Raw genomic sequence first — 13999 nt, 5'->3', positions numbered from 1 at the left:
CTTTGAAGAAATATTCTTTTTTATGTAAATTGGTGAAATTTTTTGTGACACAAAATGTTCTGAAACATTGTTTCAAAATTTATATCCATTGTATGAACGAAAAAATTGAGATACAGAGGAAATTATTTTACATCTAGATTTTTACTAAAGTATGGTGAAAACGAAAAAATAGTCAGAAACCTAATTATCTAAGGTTTCTGACTATTTATTTATATTTTAACCAACTGACCCTTCCATCTCATAACTAATCAATCGATTCAACTCAACCGCATACTCCATCGGCAATTCCTTCGTAAACGGCTCCACAAATCCCATAACGATCATCTCAGTCGCTTCAACCTCAGTCAACCCACGACTCATCAAGTAATAAAGCTGTTCTTCCGAAATCTTCGAAACCTTCGCTTCATGCTCTAACGCCACTTGACTGTTATGAATCTCATTAAACGGAATCGTATCCGATTTCGATTTATCATCCATAATGATCGTATCACACTCAATATGTGAAATCGAACCCGCACTATCTTTCCCAAACGTTACTTGACCACGGTAATTCACTTCGCCGCCGTCTTTCGCAATTGATTTAGAAACGATTGAACTTGATGTGTTTGGCGCATTATGAATCATTTTCGCCCCTGTATCTTGAATTTGGCCTTCCCCAGCAAATGCAATTGAAAGCATTGTGCCGCGAGCGCCTTTTCCATCTAAATAAACACTTGGGTATTTCATCGTTGTTTTAGCACCTAAGTTTCCGTCGATCCACTCAACTGTAGCACCTTCATAAGCTTTGGCACGTTTTGTTACCAAGTTATAGACGTTATCAGACCAGTTTTGGATGGTTGTATAACGTGTATACGCATCTTTATGAGTAAAGATCTCAACGATTGCTGCATGTAAGCTATTGCTTGTATACGTAGGCGCTGTACAGCCTTCTACGTAGTGAACACTTGCGCCTTCATCCACGATAATTAGTGTACGTTCAAATTGTCCTGTGTTTTCCGCATTGATTCGGAAGTATGTTTGTAATGGTACATCCACACGAACCCCTTTTGGCACATAGATAAACGTTCCACCAGACCAAACCGCTGAGTTTAGTGCTGCTAATTTGTTATCTGTTGGTGGGACTAATTTTGCGAAGTATTTTTTGAATATATCTGGGTATTCTTTCAACGCTGAATCAGTATCGGTAAAGATGATTCCTAATTTTTGGAATTCTTCTTTCATATTGTGGTAAACCACTTCTGATTCATATTGCGCCGAAGCTCCAGCTAGATAGGCACGTTCTGCTTCTGGAATCCCGATTCGTTCAAAGGTTTCTTTGATTTTATCTGGTACATCATCCCAGTCACGAGCAGGTTTGTCGCTGGCTCTTTGGAAATATTTGATTTTTTCAAAATCGATATCAGATAAATCTGGTCCCCATTCTTGCATAGCCATTTTGTTGAATTGTTCCAATGATTTCAAGCGGAACTCTAACATCCATTCTGGTTCTTCTTTTTTACGTGAAATTTCTCTAACAACTTCCTCTGTTAGTCCATTTCCCGTACTGAAAATTGGTTTCACATCATCATGAAAACCAAATTGGTATTCTTCTAACTCAGGTACAGTACTCAAATTATCTCACGTCCCTTTCTTAGGTTGAGAATCAGGCGTTTAGGTTCGAGCTGTTGGACTAAAATAAACACAATCCGCTTTTTGGATTTTGATTATTTTAGGAAACAGCCGAGAACCTGCCTGACTTCTCACTGATTACTTAGTTTGAAAATCAGCCTGACTTCTCACCGTTTCAATTTATTCTTATTCTTCGCAGTGTAATTGTCCTGCTGTTCCTTGTCCGTCATTTTCAACTGCTTGTTCTAACGCTTTCCAAGCTAATGTTGCGCATTTGATCCGTGCTGGGAATTTCGCTACACCGCTAAGCATCGCCGCATCACCAAGTTTTTCTTCTTCTGGTACATCATTTCCTTGTACCAACTGAGAAAAATCTTCAGCTAACTGTTCTGCTTCGGCTAATGTCTTCCCAATCACCGCATCTGTCATCATACTCGCACTTGCCGTACTGATCGAACAACCACTTCCGCTGAAAGCAATATCTTTAATGACATTGTCTTGAATAACCACTTGCAATTCGATCACATCGCCACAAGTTGGGTTATTCATTTCGATTTTCTTGCTTGATTCTGCTAACATCCCATGATGATGAGGATGACTTGAATGATCTAAAATCACTTGACGGTATAAATTATCTAATTTAGATAGAGCCATGTTGGAAAAACTCCTTTGTCGCTAAAATTGCTTCTATCAATCGATCTGCATCTGCTTTGGTATTATAGAGATAGAAGCTTGCACGAGCTGTCGCCGAAACGTCTAAATATTTCAGTAATGGCTGCGCACAATGATGTCCTGCACGCACTGCCACTCCTTCCATATCTAACGCTGTCGCTGTGTCATGCGGGTGTAAGCCATCTAAATTAAAGGCCAAAACACCTGTATGATGAGCTGGATCTTGTGGTCCGTAAACCGTCAAACCTTCGATCGCTAATAGTTTTGGTAACACATAAGCTACTAATTCTGCTTCATGTTGATGAATTTCTTCTAAACCAATCTCTGTTAGAAAATCGATTGCCGCACCTAGAGCGATTGCTCCAGCAATATTGGGGGTTCCTGCCTCAAATTTCCAAGGCAATTCTTTCCAAGTACTGTCATACAAATTCACGAAATCGATCATTTCCCCACCAAATTCCACGGGTTCCATTTGATCTAGTAATTCACGTTTTCCATATAATACACCAATTCCAGTCGGACCACACATTTTATGCCCACTGAATGCGTAAAAATCAGCATCGATTGCTTGGACATCCACTGGCATATGCGGGACCGCTTGGGCACCGTCGACAACTAATACAGCACCTTGACTATGAGCTAACTTGGCTAACTCTGCCACTGGATTGATCACGCCTAAAACATTTGATACATGCGCGATAGAAACGATCTTGGTTTTATCCGTGATTTGTTTTTTCGCGCTTTCCATATCTAAAAAGCCATCTGCTGTGATCTCGATATATTTTAAGATTGCGCCTTTGCGTTCCACTAATTGTTGCCAAGGAATGATATTAGAATGATGTTCCATATAGGAAATCACGATTTCATCCCCTGCTTCTACCGCTATATCGCCATAGCTTTTTGCGACCCAATTTAAACTCGTCGTTGTGCCTCGGGTAAAGAGCGTTTCTGCTGTTTCTTTGGCATTGATAAAGGCTCTGATTTTTTCACGAGCAGCTTCATACTCTTTGGTCGCGCGTTCTGCTAAGGTATGCACACCACGGTGGACATTGGCGTTGTCATGTTCGTAATAATAAGTCAGTTTATCTAAAACTGCTGTAGGCTTTTGAGTTGTTGCTGCATTATCCAGATAAACAAGCGGCTCGTCATTGACTTCTTGAAACAAGATGGGAAATTGCTGACGAATCTTATCTGCGTTTATCATGCATTCAACTTCCCTTCGATTACGTCTACAAACTCTTTTTGAACATCTTTCACAGGAATCGCCGTGATTACTGAACCTAAGAAGCCACGGATAACCAAACGTTCCGCATCATCTTTACGTAGACCTCGGCTCATCAAATAGTACATTTCTTCTGGATCAACACGACCAACACTGGCTGCATGTCCTGCGGTTACTTCATTTTCATCGATCAATAAAATCGGGTTCGCATCACCACGGGCTTTATCTGAGAGCATCAAGACACGACTTTCTTGTTGGGCATCTGCACCTTTTGCCCCTTTTAGGATGTGACCAATTCCGTTGAATGTTAAAGTACCACGTTCACGGATAACCCCGTGTTGTAAAATGTGCCCCACTGAGTGAGAGGCTTTATTGGTTACACGCGTATCGATTCCTTGTGTTTGTTTGCCAGCGCTGATTGCCACAACTTTCACTTCTGAATGAGAGCCTTCGCCTACTAAGTCAGAATCAAAATCCGCAACCACGTCACCGTCATTCATTACACCTAAGGCCCAATCAACGGAGGCATCACGCATGATATGTCCACGACGGTTCATATAAGTTGAAACATTTTCGCCTAATTGATCGACAGCTGAATATTTCACTTTAGAACCAGCTTTCGCAATCACTTCAACGACGATATTCGCTGAAATTTTGACTTTTTGATCGCCAATTGTTTGGAATCGTTCTAGATAACTGAATTCACTATGTTCATCTGCTACGATCAATACATGTTTGAAGAACGATTCTTCACTCGCTGAATCTTGAATAAAGATTGCTTCGATCGGTTCTTCGATGACAACATTTTTTGGTACGTATAAGAACACTCCACTATTCATAAAGGCTGTATGGAACGCTGTTAATTTATCTTCATCCATTTCAACCGCTTTGTTCATATAATATTCTTTGACTAGATCACCATGTTCTTGCAAGGCTGTGAACATGTCAGTGAAAATCACCCCTTGATCAGCTAATTTCGCTGAAAGCTGTTCAAATGCTGTGATCGACCCTTGTTGCACGATCACTGGATTGTCTTTCATTGCGTCAAAGCTTGGGATATTCATCGTTTCAGGTGCATACTCTTCAGTATTCACGCTAAACAAAGGCCAACGATGAAATTTCACACGTTCGATCTTTGGTAATTCTAGGTTTTCAGCTTTTTCTAAAGCCGCTACACGTAAGTCCGTCATCCAAGTAGGTTCTTCGTTACGGGCTGAAAAAGCGTTGATGTCGTCAAGATAATTCGCTGTTGTTATTTCCTTCATTTATCTTGTCCTCCTTATGCTTCTTCTTTGTATTCGATACCTAATTCTTGGCTGATTCCTGCATAGCCTTCTGCTTCCAAACGTTTGGCAAGTTCAGCACCGCCAGTTTTCACGACACGGCCTTCCATCATGATATGCACCACATCTGGTGTGATGTAGTTCAATAGACGTTGGTAGTGGGTGATGATCAATGCACCAAAGTTTTCGCCGCGCATTTCGTTTACGCCTTTTGAAACAACTTTTAAGGCATCGATATCTAGACCAGAATCGATTTCATCTAAAATCGCAAATGTTGGTTCTAACATCAATAATTGTAGGATTTCGTTACGTTTCTTTTCTCCACCAGAGAAGCCTTCGTTTAAGTAGCGTTCAGCCATTTCTTCTGGCATATTTAAAAGATCCATTTTTTTATCTAATTTTTTGATGAATTCCATCACCGAAATTTTGTCATCCTCATCACGTTTAGCGTTGATTGCCGCACGCATGAATTCAGCATTTGTGATTCCTGGAATTTCACTTGGATATTGCATGGCAAGGAATAAACCTAAACGAGCACGTTCGTCCACTTCAAGTTCTAACACATTTTCGCCGTCAAACAAGATTTCGCCTTCTGTGACTTCGTAGTTAGGATTTCCCATGATCGCAGCAGATAAGGTTGATTTTCCTGTTCCATTTGGCCCCATGATTGCATGGATTTCACCTGTTTTCATGGTCAGGTCAACCCCTTTTAAAATCTTTTTATCTTCGATTGATACGTGTAAATTTTTAATTTCTAAAACGGACATGTACAATTCCCTCCAACTTAAAATAGTTATTATCGTTCTCATTCATTTTATCCTAATTGAGAATGATAAGCAATCTCTTTGCTAGAATAATTCTTATTTGATCTAGGTTTTATTTGTGAAAAACTGGACTTAATTAGAATCTTTCTAAACATGTTATTGTTATTGATCTATCAAAAGCCACAATTTTCTATTAAGAAATTCAATTACCAACCACCAGAAAAGCCACCACTAGAAGAATCACTACTTGAACTTGAACTATTATGATTAGAATCTGAGTTACTACTCAATGATATACTGCCTAAATCAATATACGAAATGATCCTTAACCGCTTAATATATTTATAGTTTGATAAATCGATACCTGGAAGTGTCGTGATAAAAAGCATATCATGGATATCTTTACTTGCTTCTCTATAAGACGAAGCAGCAATATTTTTGATTTTCTTCTTTGCTTTTTTATAGGATTTGGGAATCCGTTCTGATATTTTTCGTGCCACTTTATCTGAAAAATCTAATGCTAGTGTATTTTCATTTAATAGCAAAAAATAAGTCGTAAGCATAATTAACAACGGTTCTTGTTTAGGCTTTTTAAGCGTTTGTGTCTTAAGAAATGCTTGAACAAGACTTTTGGTTTTAAAAAAATTCTTACGTGCCAACACGAAGCTATCTAGTGCTTGTTGCATCTGTTTATCATTTTCCATCATGTGACTTTTTAGTTGCTCGTTTACTTGTTCTAAATGCGTTTGATCAACTAAAATATCCTTAGTTTTCAAATAATAATATGACCAAAAAGGGGCGGCAAGTTCGATACACATTTCATAATAGATTTGTCTATTTTTTTGTGGTATTTGTTCTAGTTTTCCTTTACCAATCTTTCTTACAAGTTCGATTATAACGTCTTCAAACAAGCATTGAGCTCTTTTCTTTTGCACTCGTTCATACCTATTAAAATGGGCAAAAAATATTGGAATTAAATAACTCCCGTCTATTTTCTCAAAAATTGATACTTTTTTTGTTTCACTCACGATAAAAATTTTTTTATTCCGAATTGGAGTCATAAGTGCACTTTTTTTAGCATCTCTTCTTATCAAATAAACTGATCCTGCATACAGCACAACGAATAGTAGGTTCAAAATAATCATGTAAAATTCCCATTTTAAAAACAACGCAACATAATCAAATAACTCTCTCTTTGGCTCTTAATAAGAATTGATCCGTTCATTTAATTCTGATCAGATTTTTGTTGATATTTTGGAGAGTCTGATGGACTAAAATGATTATTACTTAACACTAAGTGTTCAAATAACAACCTTAACATCATAAAAAAATAAACTTTTAAAAAAAAATACATTGCAATCAAAAACACATTTCATTATAATTATATTCACATTAAATTATAAGGAGTGTTGGAAATGAAAAAATTTACAAAATTATTGGGGCTATGTTTCTTGGTTCAGTTGGGATTCTTTTGCAATGAGACACTTGTTGATGCGGCCTATGACCCAAATTATACGGACTTTGTACCTGATCCCAAAGCTAACCAAGAAGCTATTGAGATTTTAAAAGAAAATGGAGCATTGGATTCGTGTCCTGTCCCGATAGAATATCTAACTACAGAGGAACCACCTCAATCTCAATTTGACTTTAAAATGAAGATGAGAGCAGCTACAAGTCAATATTATATTGCTCAGACAGGATCAATCAAAGACAATCAAGGAAGAAAAAGAACTGCTTTTCGCAGTCATGCTTTAGCACCTTCTGGATTCACTTGGCATGAGAACGGTATTGGTTCTTTGTATGTAACTGGTAACATGAATGCCTTTAGTTTCAGACCGAATTACGTTTCAGATTATGGCACAAGTTTTTGGTATAATGGCTACTACTATCGACTATTCAGATTATACAGTACAGATTGGGGAAGCAGTAGTAATGTGTGGCTTTCTGCGTGGAATACCAATAGCCTTGTTTATAATGGCGGAAACTAGATTATAACAAACTAGGAACATAAAAATGAAAAAAGAGGTTAGGATATAACTCGTAGAGTTATATCCTAACCTTAAAGAATTCGAATAAACGGTGGAAGCAAAAGTAACTTCTTCGGAAATAAACGCTTCTGGTCCAACCTCTTTTTCATTTTTGAATTTATTTAACTGGTGTAATAGAACCGTTCCATTTTTCTAAAATCCAATCTTGTATTTCTTTACTTTGTAATGCAGCTACTAATTTTTTTATACTTTCCTTATTTTTATCATCTTCACGCACAGCGACAATATTTACAAAAGGAGAATTTTCTTTTTCTAATAACACTGCATCTTTTTTAGGTTCTAAGCCCGCTTGATAAGCAAAGTTTGCATTGATAGCTACTAAATCTCCTTCGTTATTTTGATACGTTGTCGCAAGTAATTCCGGGTTAATATCATGAACAAATTTTAAATTTTTAGGATTTTCTTCAATATCATCAAAAGTTGCTGTTGCTAAATTCACACCACTTTTAACTTTAACTAATCCTGCATCTTGTAAAATCGTAATGATTCTCCCCCAATCAGATTTCGAATTAGAAGTAATAATTGTTGCTCCTTCTTTTAACTCTTTAACATCTTTAACTTTTTTAGAGTATAAGCCCATTAGCTCAATGTGAATATTTCCAGCATTTGCAAAGTTATAACCATTATCTTTTACTTGCTCATCAAAATATTGGATATGTTGAAAGTAGTTCGCGTCTAATTCACCTTCAGCTAAAGACTTATTTGGTAAAATATAATCACTAAATTTAACAATCTCTAAGTCAATGCCTTCTTTTTTCAATATTGGTTTAACTTGTTCTAAAATTTCTGCATGGGGCGTTGGTGAAGCACCAACTTTTAATACTGTATCATCTTTTTTTGTATCTGCATCTTTTTTAGTCGAACCACCACATGCTGCTAAGCCAAGTGTCAAAGTAATAACTGCTAAAAATCCAATTAGTTTCTTTTTCATAAAAACGTCCTCCATCTCTTTTTATCTTTTATCTGTTCTTTTGGCAAAGTAATCTCCTAACCCCTGAAAAATAAATACAATGATTAAAATAATAAGTGTTGCAACTAAAGTAACTGTGAGATTGCCTAACTGATAGCCTTCTTGCCATGCCAAACCACCTAAACCACCAGCACCAATTGCGCCTGCCATCGCCGTATAACCAATCATCGAAACACTAGTTACAGTCAATCCAGAAATTAATGCAGGAATGCTTTCAGGAATTAAAACTTTAAAAATCACTTGCCCATAATTTGCCCCCATAGCTTCAGCCGCCTCTAAAACACCAGCATCTACTTCACGAAATGCAATTTCTACCAAACGTGCATAAAAAGGTGCCGCTGATAGAACTAATGCAGGGATGGCAGCAGTCGCGCCAAGCATTGTGCCAACTATCATTTTTGTAAACGGAATAATTAATACCATCAAAATCATAAATGGTGTAGAACGAAATATATTACTGACTAGCGAGATCACTGTATATAAAACTTTAGCATAGGTTGCTTCTTTCCTACGAGTAGTATATAGCAATAATCCTAACAATAATCCAATGACTAAAACAAATAACATCGAGATCAAAGTCATATACAATGTATCAAAAAATGCTTTTTGCATCGTTTCGACATTGATTTTTTCAAAATTGAAATATGTTTCTGAAAAACTTTTATCCATGAGTGACGACCTCCACTCCTAACTGTCTTTTTTTAAAGAATTCTACTGCTTTTTCAATTTCAATAGGATCCCCAAGTAAAATCACAGTAAGTGTTCCGAACGAGCCTTCTTTTGTTTGTTTGACATCTCCATGTAAAATTGAAATATCAATATCAAATTCACGAATAGCTTGAGAAATGACTGGTTCATTTGTACTTTCATTATCAAAATGTAATCCGACGATTTGACCGTTTGGATTTTCTTTGATCAATTCTTGTAATAATTCTTCTGTATCTTCTTTTGGTTCTAATTCTTGTTGGACAAAACGTTTTGTAACAGCTTGTTTTGGGTGTTTAAAGACTTCTAACACATCGCCTTCTTCCACGATTTGACCAAGTTCCATTACAGCTACTTTATTACAAATTTTGCGGATCACGTGCATCTCATGAGTGATCAATACGATTGTCAAGTTCAACGTTTTATTGATTTCTAATAGAAGATCTAATACTTCATCTGTCGTTTGTGGATCTAGTGCACTTGTGGCTTCATCACACAGAAGAATCTCAGGATTGTTTGCCAAAGCTCTGGCAATTCCCACTCGTTGCTTTTGACCACCAGATAACTGACTTGGATAAGCATCGCCACGTCCTTCTAGACCAACTAACTTTAAAAGCTCTTGCGCACGTTCTTTTCTAACATTTTTTGGAACGTTTGCTAATTCTAAAGGTAGCATGATATTTTCTAGAATGGTTCTTGACCATAAAAGATTGAAATGTTGAAAAATCATGCCGATTTTTTTACGAAATTGACGTAGCTCTCGGTTCGCCATCTGTGCAACATTTTGGCCTTGGATGATGACTTCACCTTGTGTTGGTAATTCCAAACCGTTTAATAAACGAACTAACGTACTTTTACCAGCACCAGAATAGCCAACGATTCCATAAATATCTCCTTGATCGACCGTTAGTGATACATTATCAACTGCTGTTACTTGTCCGCTTTTACCAGAAAATTGCTTTTGTACATGTTGTAATTCGATTAGAGGCATTTTTTCCCCTCCGCTTTCTTTGGTTTTGCTTCTTTTTTATTATACTACAGGATAGGTGTTATAGTGAGTAACATCTCGTAGTTCAATGCTTTTTGTCTGTTCAATACATGGTTTGAAATTTGTGTTGAACATGCAAAAAGCTTCCGTCCCCGTCATTAATTTGACAAAAGGACGAAAGCTTGTCTTTCGTGTTACCACCTTGTTTTACCATTATTTCACAATAATAGCCTTATACAGTACTTGAATTCGCATACTGTCGTGCTATAACGGGCACTCCCGTAATAAGTTCACATCTGCTTACTTATTCCGCTCAAAGACCATCTTCCATCTCAATCATGTTGCCCATTTTCAGCGAACAGGGCTCTCTTCAAACATTTTCAACATGTACTCTTCTTTTCAAAGCTTTTACTTTTATTGATGAAATTATAGCAATATCCAAATAGCTTGTCAATTATTTTTATGCTTGATCCAATTCTTTCTCATCAACACCTGTCAAAATAGCGATCCAAGCATTTGTTTGATCTGCATCATCTAATACGCTATTATCTTGTTCAGCTGCTTCATTGATTGCTACAATCGTTCCGCTGATTGGTGTACTGAAATCACTTACAGCTTTTTCAGCTTCCAATTCGATCAGCGAATCCCCTTTTTTTAACGTTTGACCAACTTTAGGCATTGTCGCAAACGTAATATTTCCTAGATCTTCTTGTGCTTCATTTGTCAAACCAATTTTATAACCTTCACCTGTTTTTAAAAGCCATAAACTATCGATTATTTTCAATTCTTCAGCCATTATTTAATAGCTCCTTCATAATCAGATTCTTTAAATCCGTTTGCTAAAAATTGATCTCCTTTAACAAAAATCGGACGTTTGATCAACATACCGTCAGTCGCTAATAATTCACTTGCTTCTTTGATCGAAAAGTCATTGACTTTATCTTTCAAACCTTGTTCTCTATAACGAATACCGCTTGTATTAAAGAAACGGCGAACGGGTAAATCACTTTGCTCCATCCAGCTTGCTAATTGTTTTGCAGTTGGAGGATTTTCGATCATATCGATTGTTTCGTATTTTACCTGTTTAGCATCTAACCAAGCTTTTGCTTTCTTACACGTTGAACATTTTGGATACCAGAAAAATGTGTACATTTTAACGCCTTCTTTCATTTAATAGTCTTCGATTGTCGCCTCTTTTTGATATTTCATAGACATGATCAATCCTACACCTAGCATATTTCCTAAAATCGAGGAACCACCTTGACTGATAAACGGTAATGGTATACCTGTTAGCGGTAATAGTCCAATATTCGCTCCAATATTTTCAAATACATGGAACAAAATCATCATGATGATCCCAGTTGCAATATAGGCATAGAATTCATTATTTGTATCAAAACAAACGCGAATCATACGGTAAATCAAAATAAAGTATAGCAAAATAATAAAGCATCCGCCAATGAAACCAAAGTTCTCACCAACAACGGTGAAAATCATATCTGATTCTCTAACCGGCACATACACATCACTGACATTAAATCCTTTTCCAAGCAAACCACCAGAACCAATTGCTGTGATTGCCAAAGCTGGTTGGAAAGAACGATCCGGATCATGATGAAATGGATTCATCCATAAGTCGATACGGTCAAACTGATAGGGTTTAAACCCAACTGAATAGAGAAATTCACGTCCGGTAGTTGTTGTCACTAGATAAATTGTTCCAGCTCCAACTAAAATTGCCACCAAAAACGCTGGCAGAATTATCTTCCAAGAAATCCCTGACATTAAAAACACGCCGCCAAAGATTGCCAAAAAGACTAACATCGTTCCAAAATCGTCCTGTAGTAAAATCAGTATGATAACTGGCATTGTAACTAGCAACATTTTCCCGATCAGCCAAAAATCAGATTTTATCGTCCGATGAACATTCTTCACATTATGCATAGTCACCACATATGCTAACATCAAGATAAACGCTACTTTCATCAATTCTGAAGGCTGAAAAGTCGTTCCGCCAATACTGATCCAGTTTTTAGAACCTGTTTGTGATTCTAGAAAAGGATCATAAAATTTTAAAAGCAATCCCATCATGATCAAACCAATCACATAAAATACAGGTGTTAGCCGCCAAAGGAGCTTAGAACTAAAATGCATGACGATCACTATACTGACCCCACCGACTAAGTACCACAATCCTTGTTTCATCAACATATTGCCGATTTGTGGTCGGTTTGGATCATTACTCAACGCTACATATAATGACAATATCCCAATGATCGAAAGAAGGAATACAGGCAATATCACACCATAATCAATTCTATTGTCTAAATTACGCATTAATTTATTTTTATTCATTTTTCATCCCTTTTCCTTAAATCATACGCTTTTTATTATAACTTTCTATAGGGAGAAAAGAAAGTATAGTATTGATGATTTTTGAAATATTTTAGGGAATGGTTGATCATTTAACAATTTTTTAAATGATCAAATTTGTTTTACAATTCTGAGACGACTAATTTAAGATTTCTAACATTAGCATTAGTGTTGTTTAAAGTGCTATCGCCTACATACCTTACAGTTATTGTATCATTTTCCTTAAGATACAATCCTCCGATTGCGGAAACTTCTACCATTGTTCCCGAAACTATTTGTGCTGAAGATGTAAGTTTTGCCGTATTATTTACACAAACTCTTAAGTCTGCCCAAGAACCTTTACTTGACATGTGTATTGAAACCGAAGCAGAAACGAAGTACAATCCTCTCTTCGTTATTGTAATGCCGGTGGTATCATCTGTCTTAGACAATGTTGTCCCTATTTCTTGGTCTCCGATTGGCAATGCAAAATTTGAAGATGTAATAATTATTTTTTCCATTGTATTCCAAGATCCATTAGATTTTGTACTATTAGCTCTTTCTTCTAACTTGGAAAAGTTTCCTTGAATCGTTTCTGCTCCATTTTCCATTCCTCTATAAATTTTTTCTAATTCCATTCTTTTTTTCCTCCTTCTTATTTACGTAATTCAAAAATAATTGAACGTACATTTTCCTCATCCAGCATCATATAATGCAACTCGTCCAGCATTACTAGTTTGGCTTCATTTTTATACTCAACCGGCAGTGAAACAATACTTTCATTAGCACCAATATGCATTACTTGACAAGGAATCGATTGACTTGCTGAACCACCAAATAATCCTGTTGGCTCAGTTCCTAAATTCATGACCCCAATCCCATGAGTCCATGTTCGAACGTTGATTTCGGGTTGCACACCTAAAGCATGATTGATTGTCACATCAAAACCAATCGGTAAAAATTTAACAAGTAATTGTTCAATATTCTCCAATCGGTCATCTAACACTGGAAATTTACCGTACAACTCGCTATTTCTAGCATTAATCAGTTCACTATCGATTGTTGCATCTTGTTGGACAGCTCTAAATTGATCTTCTATTTTTGTTTGTCGCTGTTCAACTTGTGTTTGTCTTTTTTCCGTTTTTTCTGCAATTTCTTTGATTCGGTTGAATAAAACACTCGAATATTCTGACATTCTAGCAATTGCTTCTCTTACATGACGGCGCCACATTTTTGTTCTGACCCACAATGCGTATTTTTGGGTTAATGGATCGACCACACCAAATTTGATTGCTTCTTCGATCTCTTCAACATCTGTAGGATCTTTGTAATCTACCTCATGATTTTCACCTGTGGGTTGTGTATCGTAAAATTTTTGTTCCGGCAT

General features: G+C 36.7%; 15 protein-coding genes and 1 other annotated feature. Of the genes, 1 reads left to right on the top strand and 14 read right to left on the bottom strand.

The window, feature by feature from the left end; genetic code table 11:
- Nucleotides 1–216: 216 nt before the first annotated feature.
- The 6 genes from sufB to AC4BC4_RS05925 form a co-directional block, all read right to left on the bottom strand.
- Nucleotides 217–1611, bottom strand: coding sequence for a Fe-S cluster assembly protein SufB (gene sufB / locus AC4BC4_RS05950; RefSeq protein ID WP_429949439.1), 1395 nt, complete (start codon nt 1609–1611; stop codon nt 217–219).
- Between the two features lie 183 nt (nt 1612–1794).
- Nucleotides 1795–2262 (bottom strand): Fe-S cluster assembly sulfur transfer protein SufU, encoded by a 468-nt coding sequence (sufU, locus tag AC4BC4_RS05945; protein ID WP_490477087.1) that lies wholly within the window; start codon nt 2260–2262, stop codon nt 1795–1797.
- Nucleotides 2249–3484, bottom strand: a complete 1236-nt coding sequence (locus tag AC4BC4_RS05940) for a cysteine desulfurase (RefSeq protein WP_490477086.1) — start codon at nt 3482–3484, stop codon at nt 2249–2251. Before AC4BC4_RS05940 ends, sufU begins: the two co-directional genes overlap by 14 nt.
- Nucleotides 3481–4767: a Fe-S cluster assembly protein SufD gene (gene sufD / locus AC4BC4_RS05935; protein WP_490477085.1), complete on the bottom strand. Its 1287-nt coding sequence runs from the start codon at nt 4765–4767 to the stop codon at nt 3481–3483. Before sufD ends, AC4BC4_RS05940 begins: the two co-directional genes overlap by 4 nt.
- 14 nt (nt 4768–4781) lie before the next feature.
- Nucleotides 4782–5552 carry a Fe-S cluster assembly ATPase SufC gene (gene sufC / locus AC4BC4_RS05930; RefSeq protein WP_438756393.1) on the bottom strand — a complete coding sequence of 257 codons (771 nt, stop codon included), beginning with the start codon at nt 5550–5552 and terminating at the stop codon, nt 4782–4784.
- Between the two features lie 203 nt (nt 5553–5755).
- On the bottom strand, nt 5756–6577 hold the full coding sequence (locus tag AC4BC4_RS05925) for a hypothetical protein (protein ID WP_490477084.1): 822 nt from the start codon (nt 6575–6577) through the stop codon (nt 5756–5758).
- A 387-nt stretch (nt 6578–6964) separates the two neighbouring features.
- Here AC4BC4_RS05925 and AC4BC4_RS05920 point away from each other — a divergent pair, with 387 nt between their 5' ends.
- The gene (locus AC4BC4_RS05920; protein WP_490477083.1) at nt 6965–7537 is read left to right on the top strand and encodes a hypothetical protein; all 573 of its coding nucleotides are present in this window, start codon (nt 6965–6967) and stop codon (nt 7535–7537) included.
- A gap of 157 nt (nt 7538–7694) precedes the next feature.
- Here AC4BC4_RS05920 and AC4BC4_RS05915 read toward each other — a convergent pair whose 3' ends face one another.
- The 8 genes from AC4BC4_RS05915 to AC4BC4_RS05880 all read right to left on the bottom strand — a co-directional run bounded on the left by AC4BC4_RS05915 (nt 7695) and on the right by AC4BC4_RS05880 (nt 13999).
- Complete coding sequence (locus AC4BC4_RS05915) at nt 7695–8528, bottom strand: MetQ/NlpA family ABC transporter substrate-binding protein (protein WP_438756397.1); 834 nt, start codon at nt 8526–8528, stop codon at nt 7695–7697.
- A 21-nt stretch (nt 8529–8549) separates the two neighbouring features.
- On the bottom strand, nt 8550–9236 hold the full coding sequence (locus AC4BC4_RS05910; RefSeq protein ID WP_490477082.1) for a methionine ABC transporter permease: 687 nt from the start codon (nt 9234–9236) through the stop codon (nt 8550–8552).
- Nucleotides 9229–10263, bottom strand: a complete 1035-nt coding sequence (locus tag AC4BC4_RS05905) for a methionine ABC transporter ATP-binding protein (RefSeq protein ID WP_490477081.1) — start codon at nt 10261–10263, stop codon at nt 9229–9231. Before AC4BC4_RS05905 ends, AC4BC4_RS05910 begins: the two co-directional genes overlap by 8 nt.
- 164 nt (nt 10264–10427) lie before the next feature.
- Nucleotides 10428–10672 (bottom strand) — a binding site (T-box leader).
- Nucleotides 10673–10720: 48 nt separating this feature from the next.
- Nucleotides 10721–11056 (bottom strand): glycine cleavage system H family protein, encoded by a 336-nt coding sequence (locus tag AC4BC4_RS05900; protein ID WP_490477080.1) that lies wholly within the window; start codon nt 11054–11056, stop codon nt 10721–10723.
- Nucleotides 11056–11412 (bottom strand): arsenate reductase family protein, encoded by a 357-nt coding sequence (locus AC4BC4_RS05895; protein WP_069645553.1) that lies wholly within the window; start codon nt 11410–11412, stop codon nt 11056–11058. Before AC4BC4_RS05895 ends, AC4BC4_RS05900 begins: the two co-directional genes overlap by 1 nt.
- A gap of 18 nt (nt 11413–11430) precedes the next feature.
- Nucleotides 11431–12615 (bottom strand): FtsW/RodA/SpoVE family cell cycle protein, encoded by a 1185-nt coding sequence (locus AC4BC4_RS05890; protein ID WP_438756401.1) that lies wholly within the window; start codon nt 12613–12615, stop codon nt 11431–11433.
- Nucleotides 12616–12755: 140 nt separating this feature from the next.
- A complete protein-coding gene (locus AC4BC4_RS05885) occupies nt 12756–13250 on the bottom strand; it encodes a hypothetical protein (RefSeq protein WP_490477079.1) in 495 nt (164 codons plus the stop codon).
- Between the two features lie 17 nt (nt 13251–13267).
- Nucleotides 13268–13999 carry a hypothetical protein gene (locus AC4BC4_RS05880; protein WP_490477078.1) on the bottom strand — a complete coding sequence of 244 codons (732 nt, stop codon included), beginning with the start codon at nt 13997–13999 and terminating at the stop codon, nt 13268–13270.

The sequence above is a fragment of the Enterococcus sp. AMC1086 genome, from assembly GCF_058216575.1.
Note: the sequence above shows the minus strand (reverse complement) of the source record. Positions and strands in the feature narration are given on the sequence as shown.

What these genes read in the sequence shown, in the direction of transcription:
- sufU (WP_490477087.1), bottom strand. Translation starts at nt 2,262, where the DNA reads ATGGCTCTATCTAAATTAGATAATTTATACCGTCAAGTGATTTTAGAT.
- AC4BC4_RS05940 (WP_490477086.1), bottom strand. Translation starts at nt 3,484, where the DNA reads ATGATAAACGCAGATAAGATTCGTCAGCAATTTCCCATCTTGTTTCAA.
- sufD (WP_490477085.1), bottom strand. Translation starts at nt 4,767, where the DNA reads ATGAAGGAAATAACAACAGCGAATTATCTTGACGACATCAACGCTTTT.
- sufC (WP_438756393.1), bottom strand. Translation starts at nt 5,552, where the DNA reads ATGTCCGTTTTAGAAATTAAAAATTTACACGTATCAATCGAAGATAAA.
- AC4BC4_RS05920 (WP_490477083.1), top strand. Translation starts at nt 6,965, where the DNA reads ATGAAAAAATTTACAAAATTATTGGGGCTATGTTTCTTGGTTCAGTTG.
- AC4BC4_RS05915 (WP_438756397.1), bottom strand. Translation starts at nt 8,528, where the DNA reads ATGAAAAAGAAACTAATTGGATTTTTAGCAGTTATTACTTTGACACTT.
- AC4BC4_RS05910 (WP_490477082.1), bottom strand. Translation starts at nt 9,236, where the DNA reads ATGGATAAAAGTTTTTCAGAAACATATTTCAATTTTGAAAAAATCAAT.
- AC4BC4_RS05905 (WP_490477081.1), bottom strand. Translation starts at nt 10,263, where the DNA reads ATGCCTCTAATCGAATTACAACATGTACAAAAGCAATTTTCTGGTAAA.
- AC4BC4_RS05900 (WP_490477080.1), bottom strand. Translation starts at nt 11,056, where the DNA reads ATGGCTGAAGAATTGAAAATAATCGATAGTTTATGGCTTTTAAAAACA.
- AC4BC4_RS05895 (WP_069645553.1), bottom strand. Translation starts at nt 11,412, where the DNA reads ATGTACACATTTTTCTGGTATCCAAAATGTTCAACGTGTAAGAAAGCA.
- AC4BC4_RS05890 (WP_438756401.1), bottom strand. Translation starts at nt 12,615, where the DNA reads ATGAATAAAAATAAATTAATGCGTAATTTAGACAATAGAATTGATTAT.
- AC4BC4_RS05885 (WP_490477079.1), bottom strand. Translation starts at nt 13,250, where the DNA reads ATGGAATTAGAAAAAATTTATAGAGGAATGGAAAATGGAGCAGAAACG.
- AC4BC4_RS05880 (WP_490477078.1), bottom strand. Translation starts at nt 13,999, where the DNA reads ATGCCGGAACAAAAATTTTACGATACACAACCCACAGGTGAAAATCAT.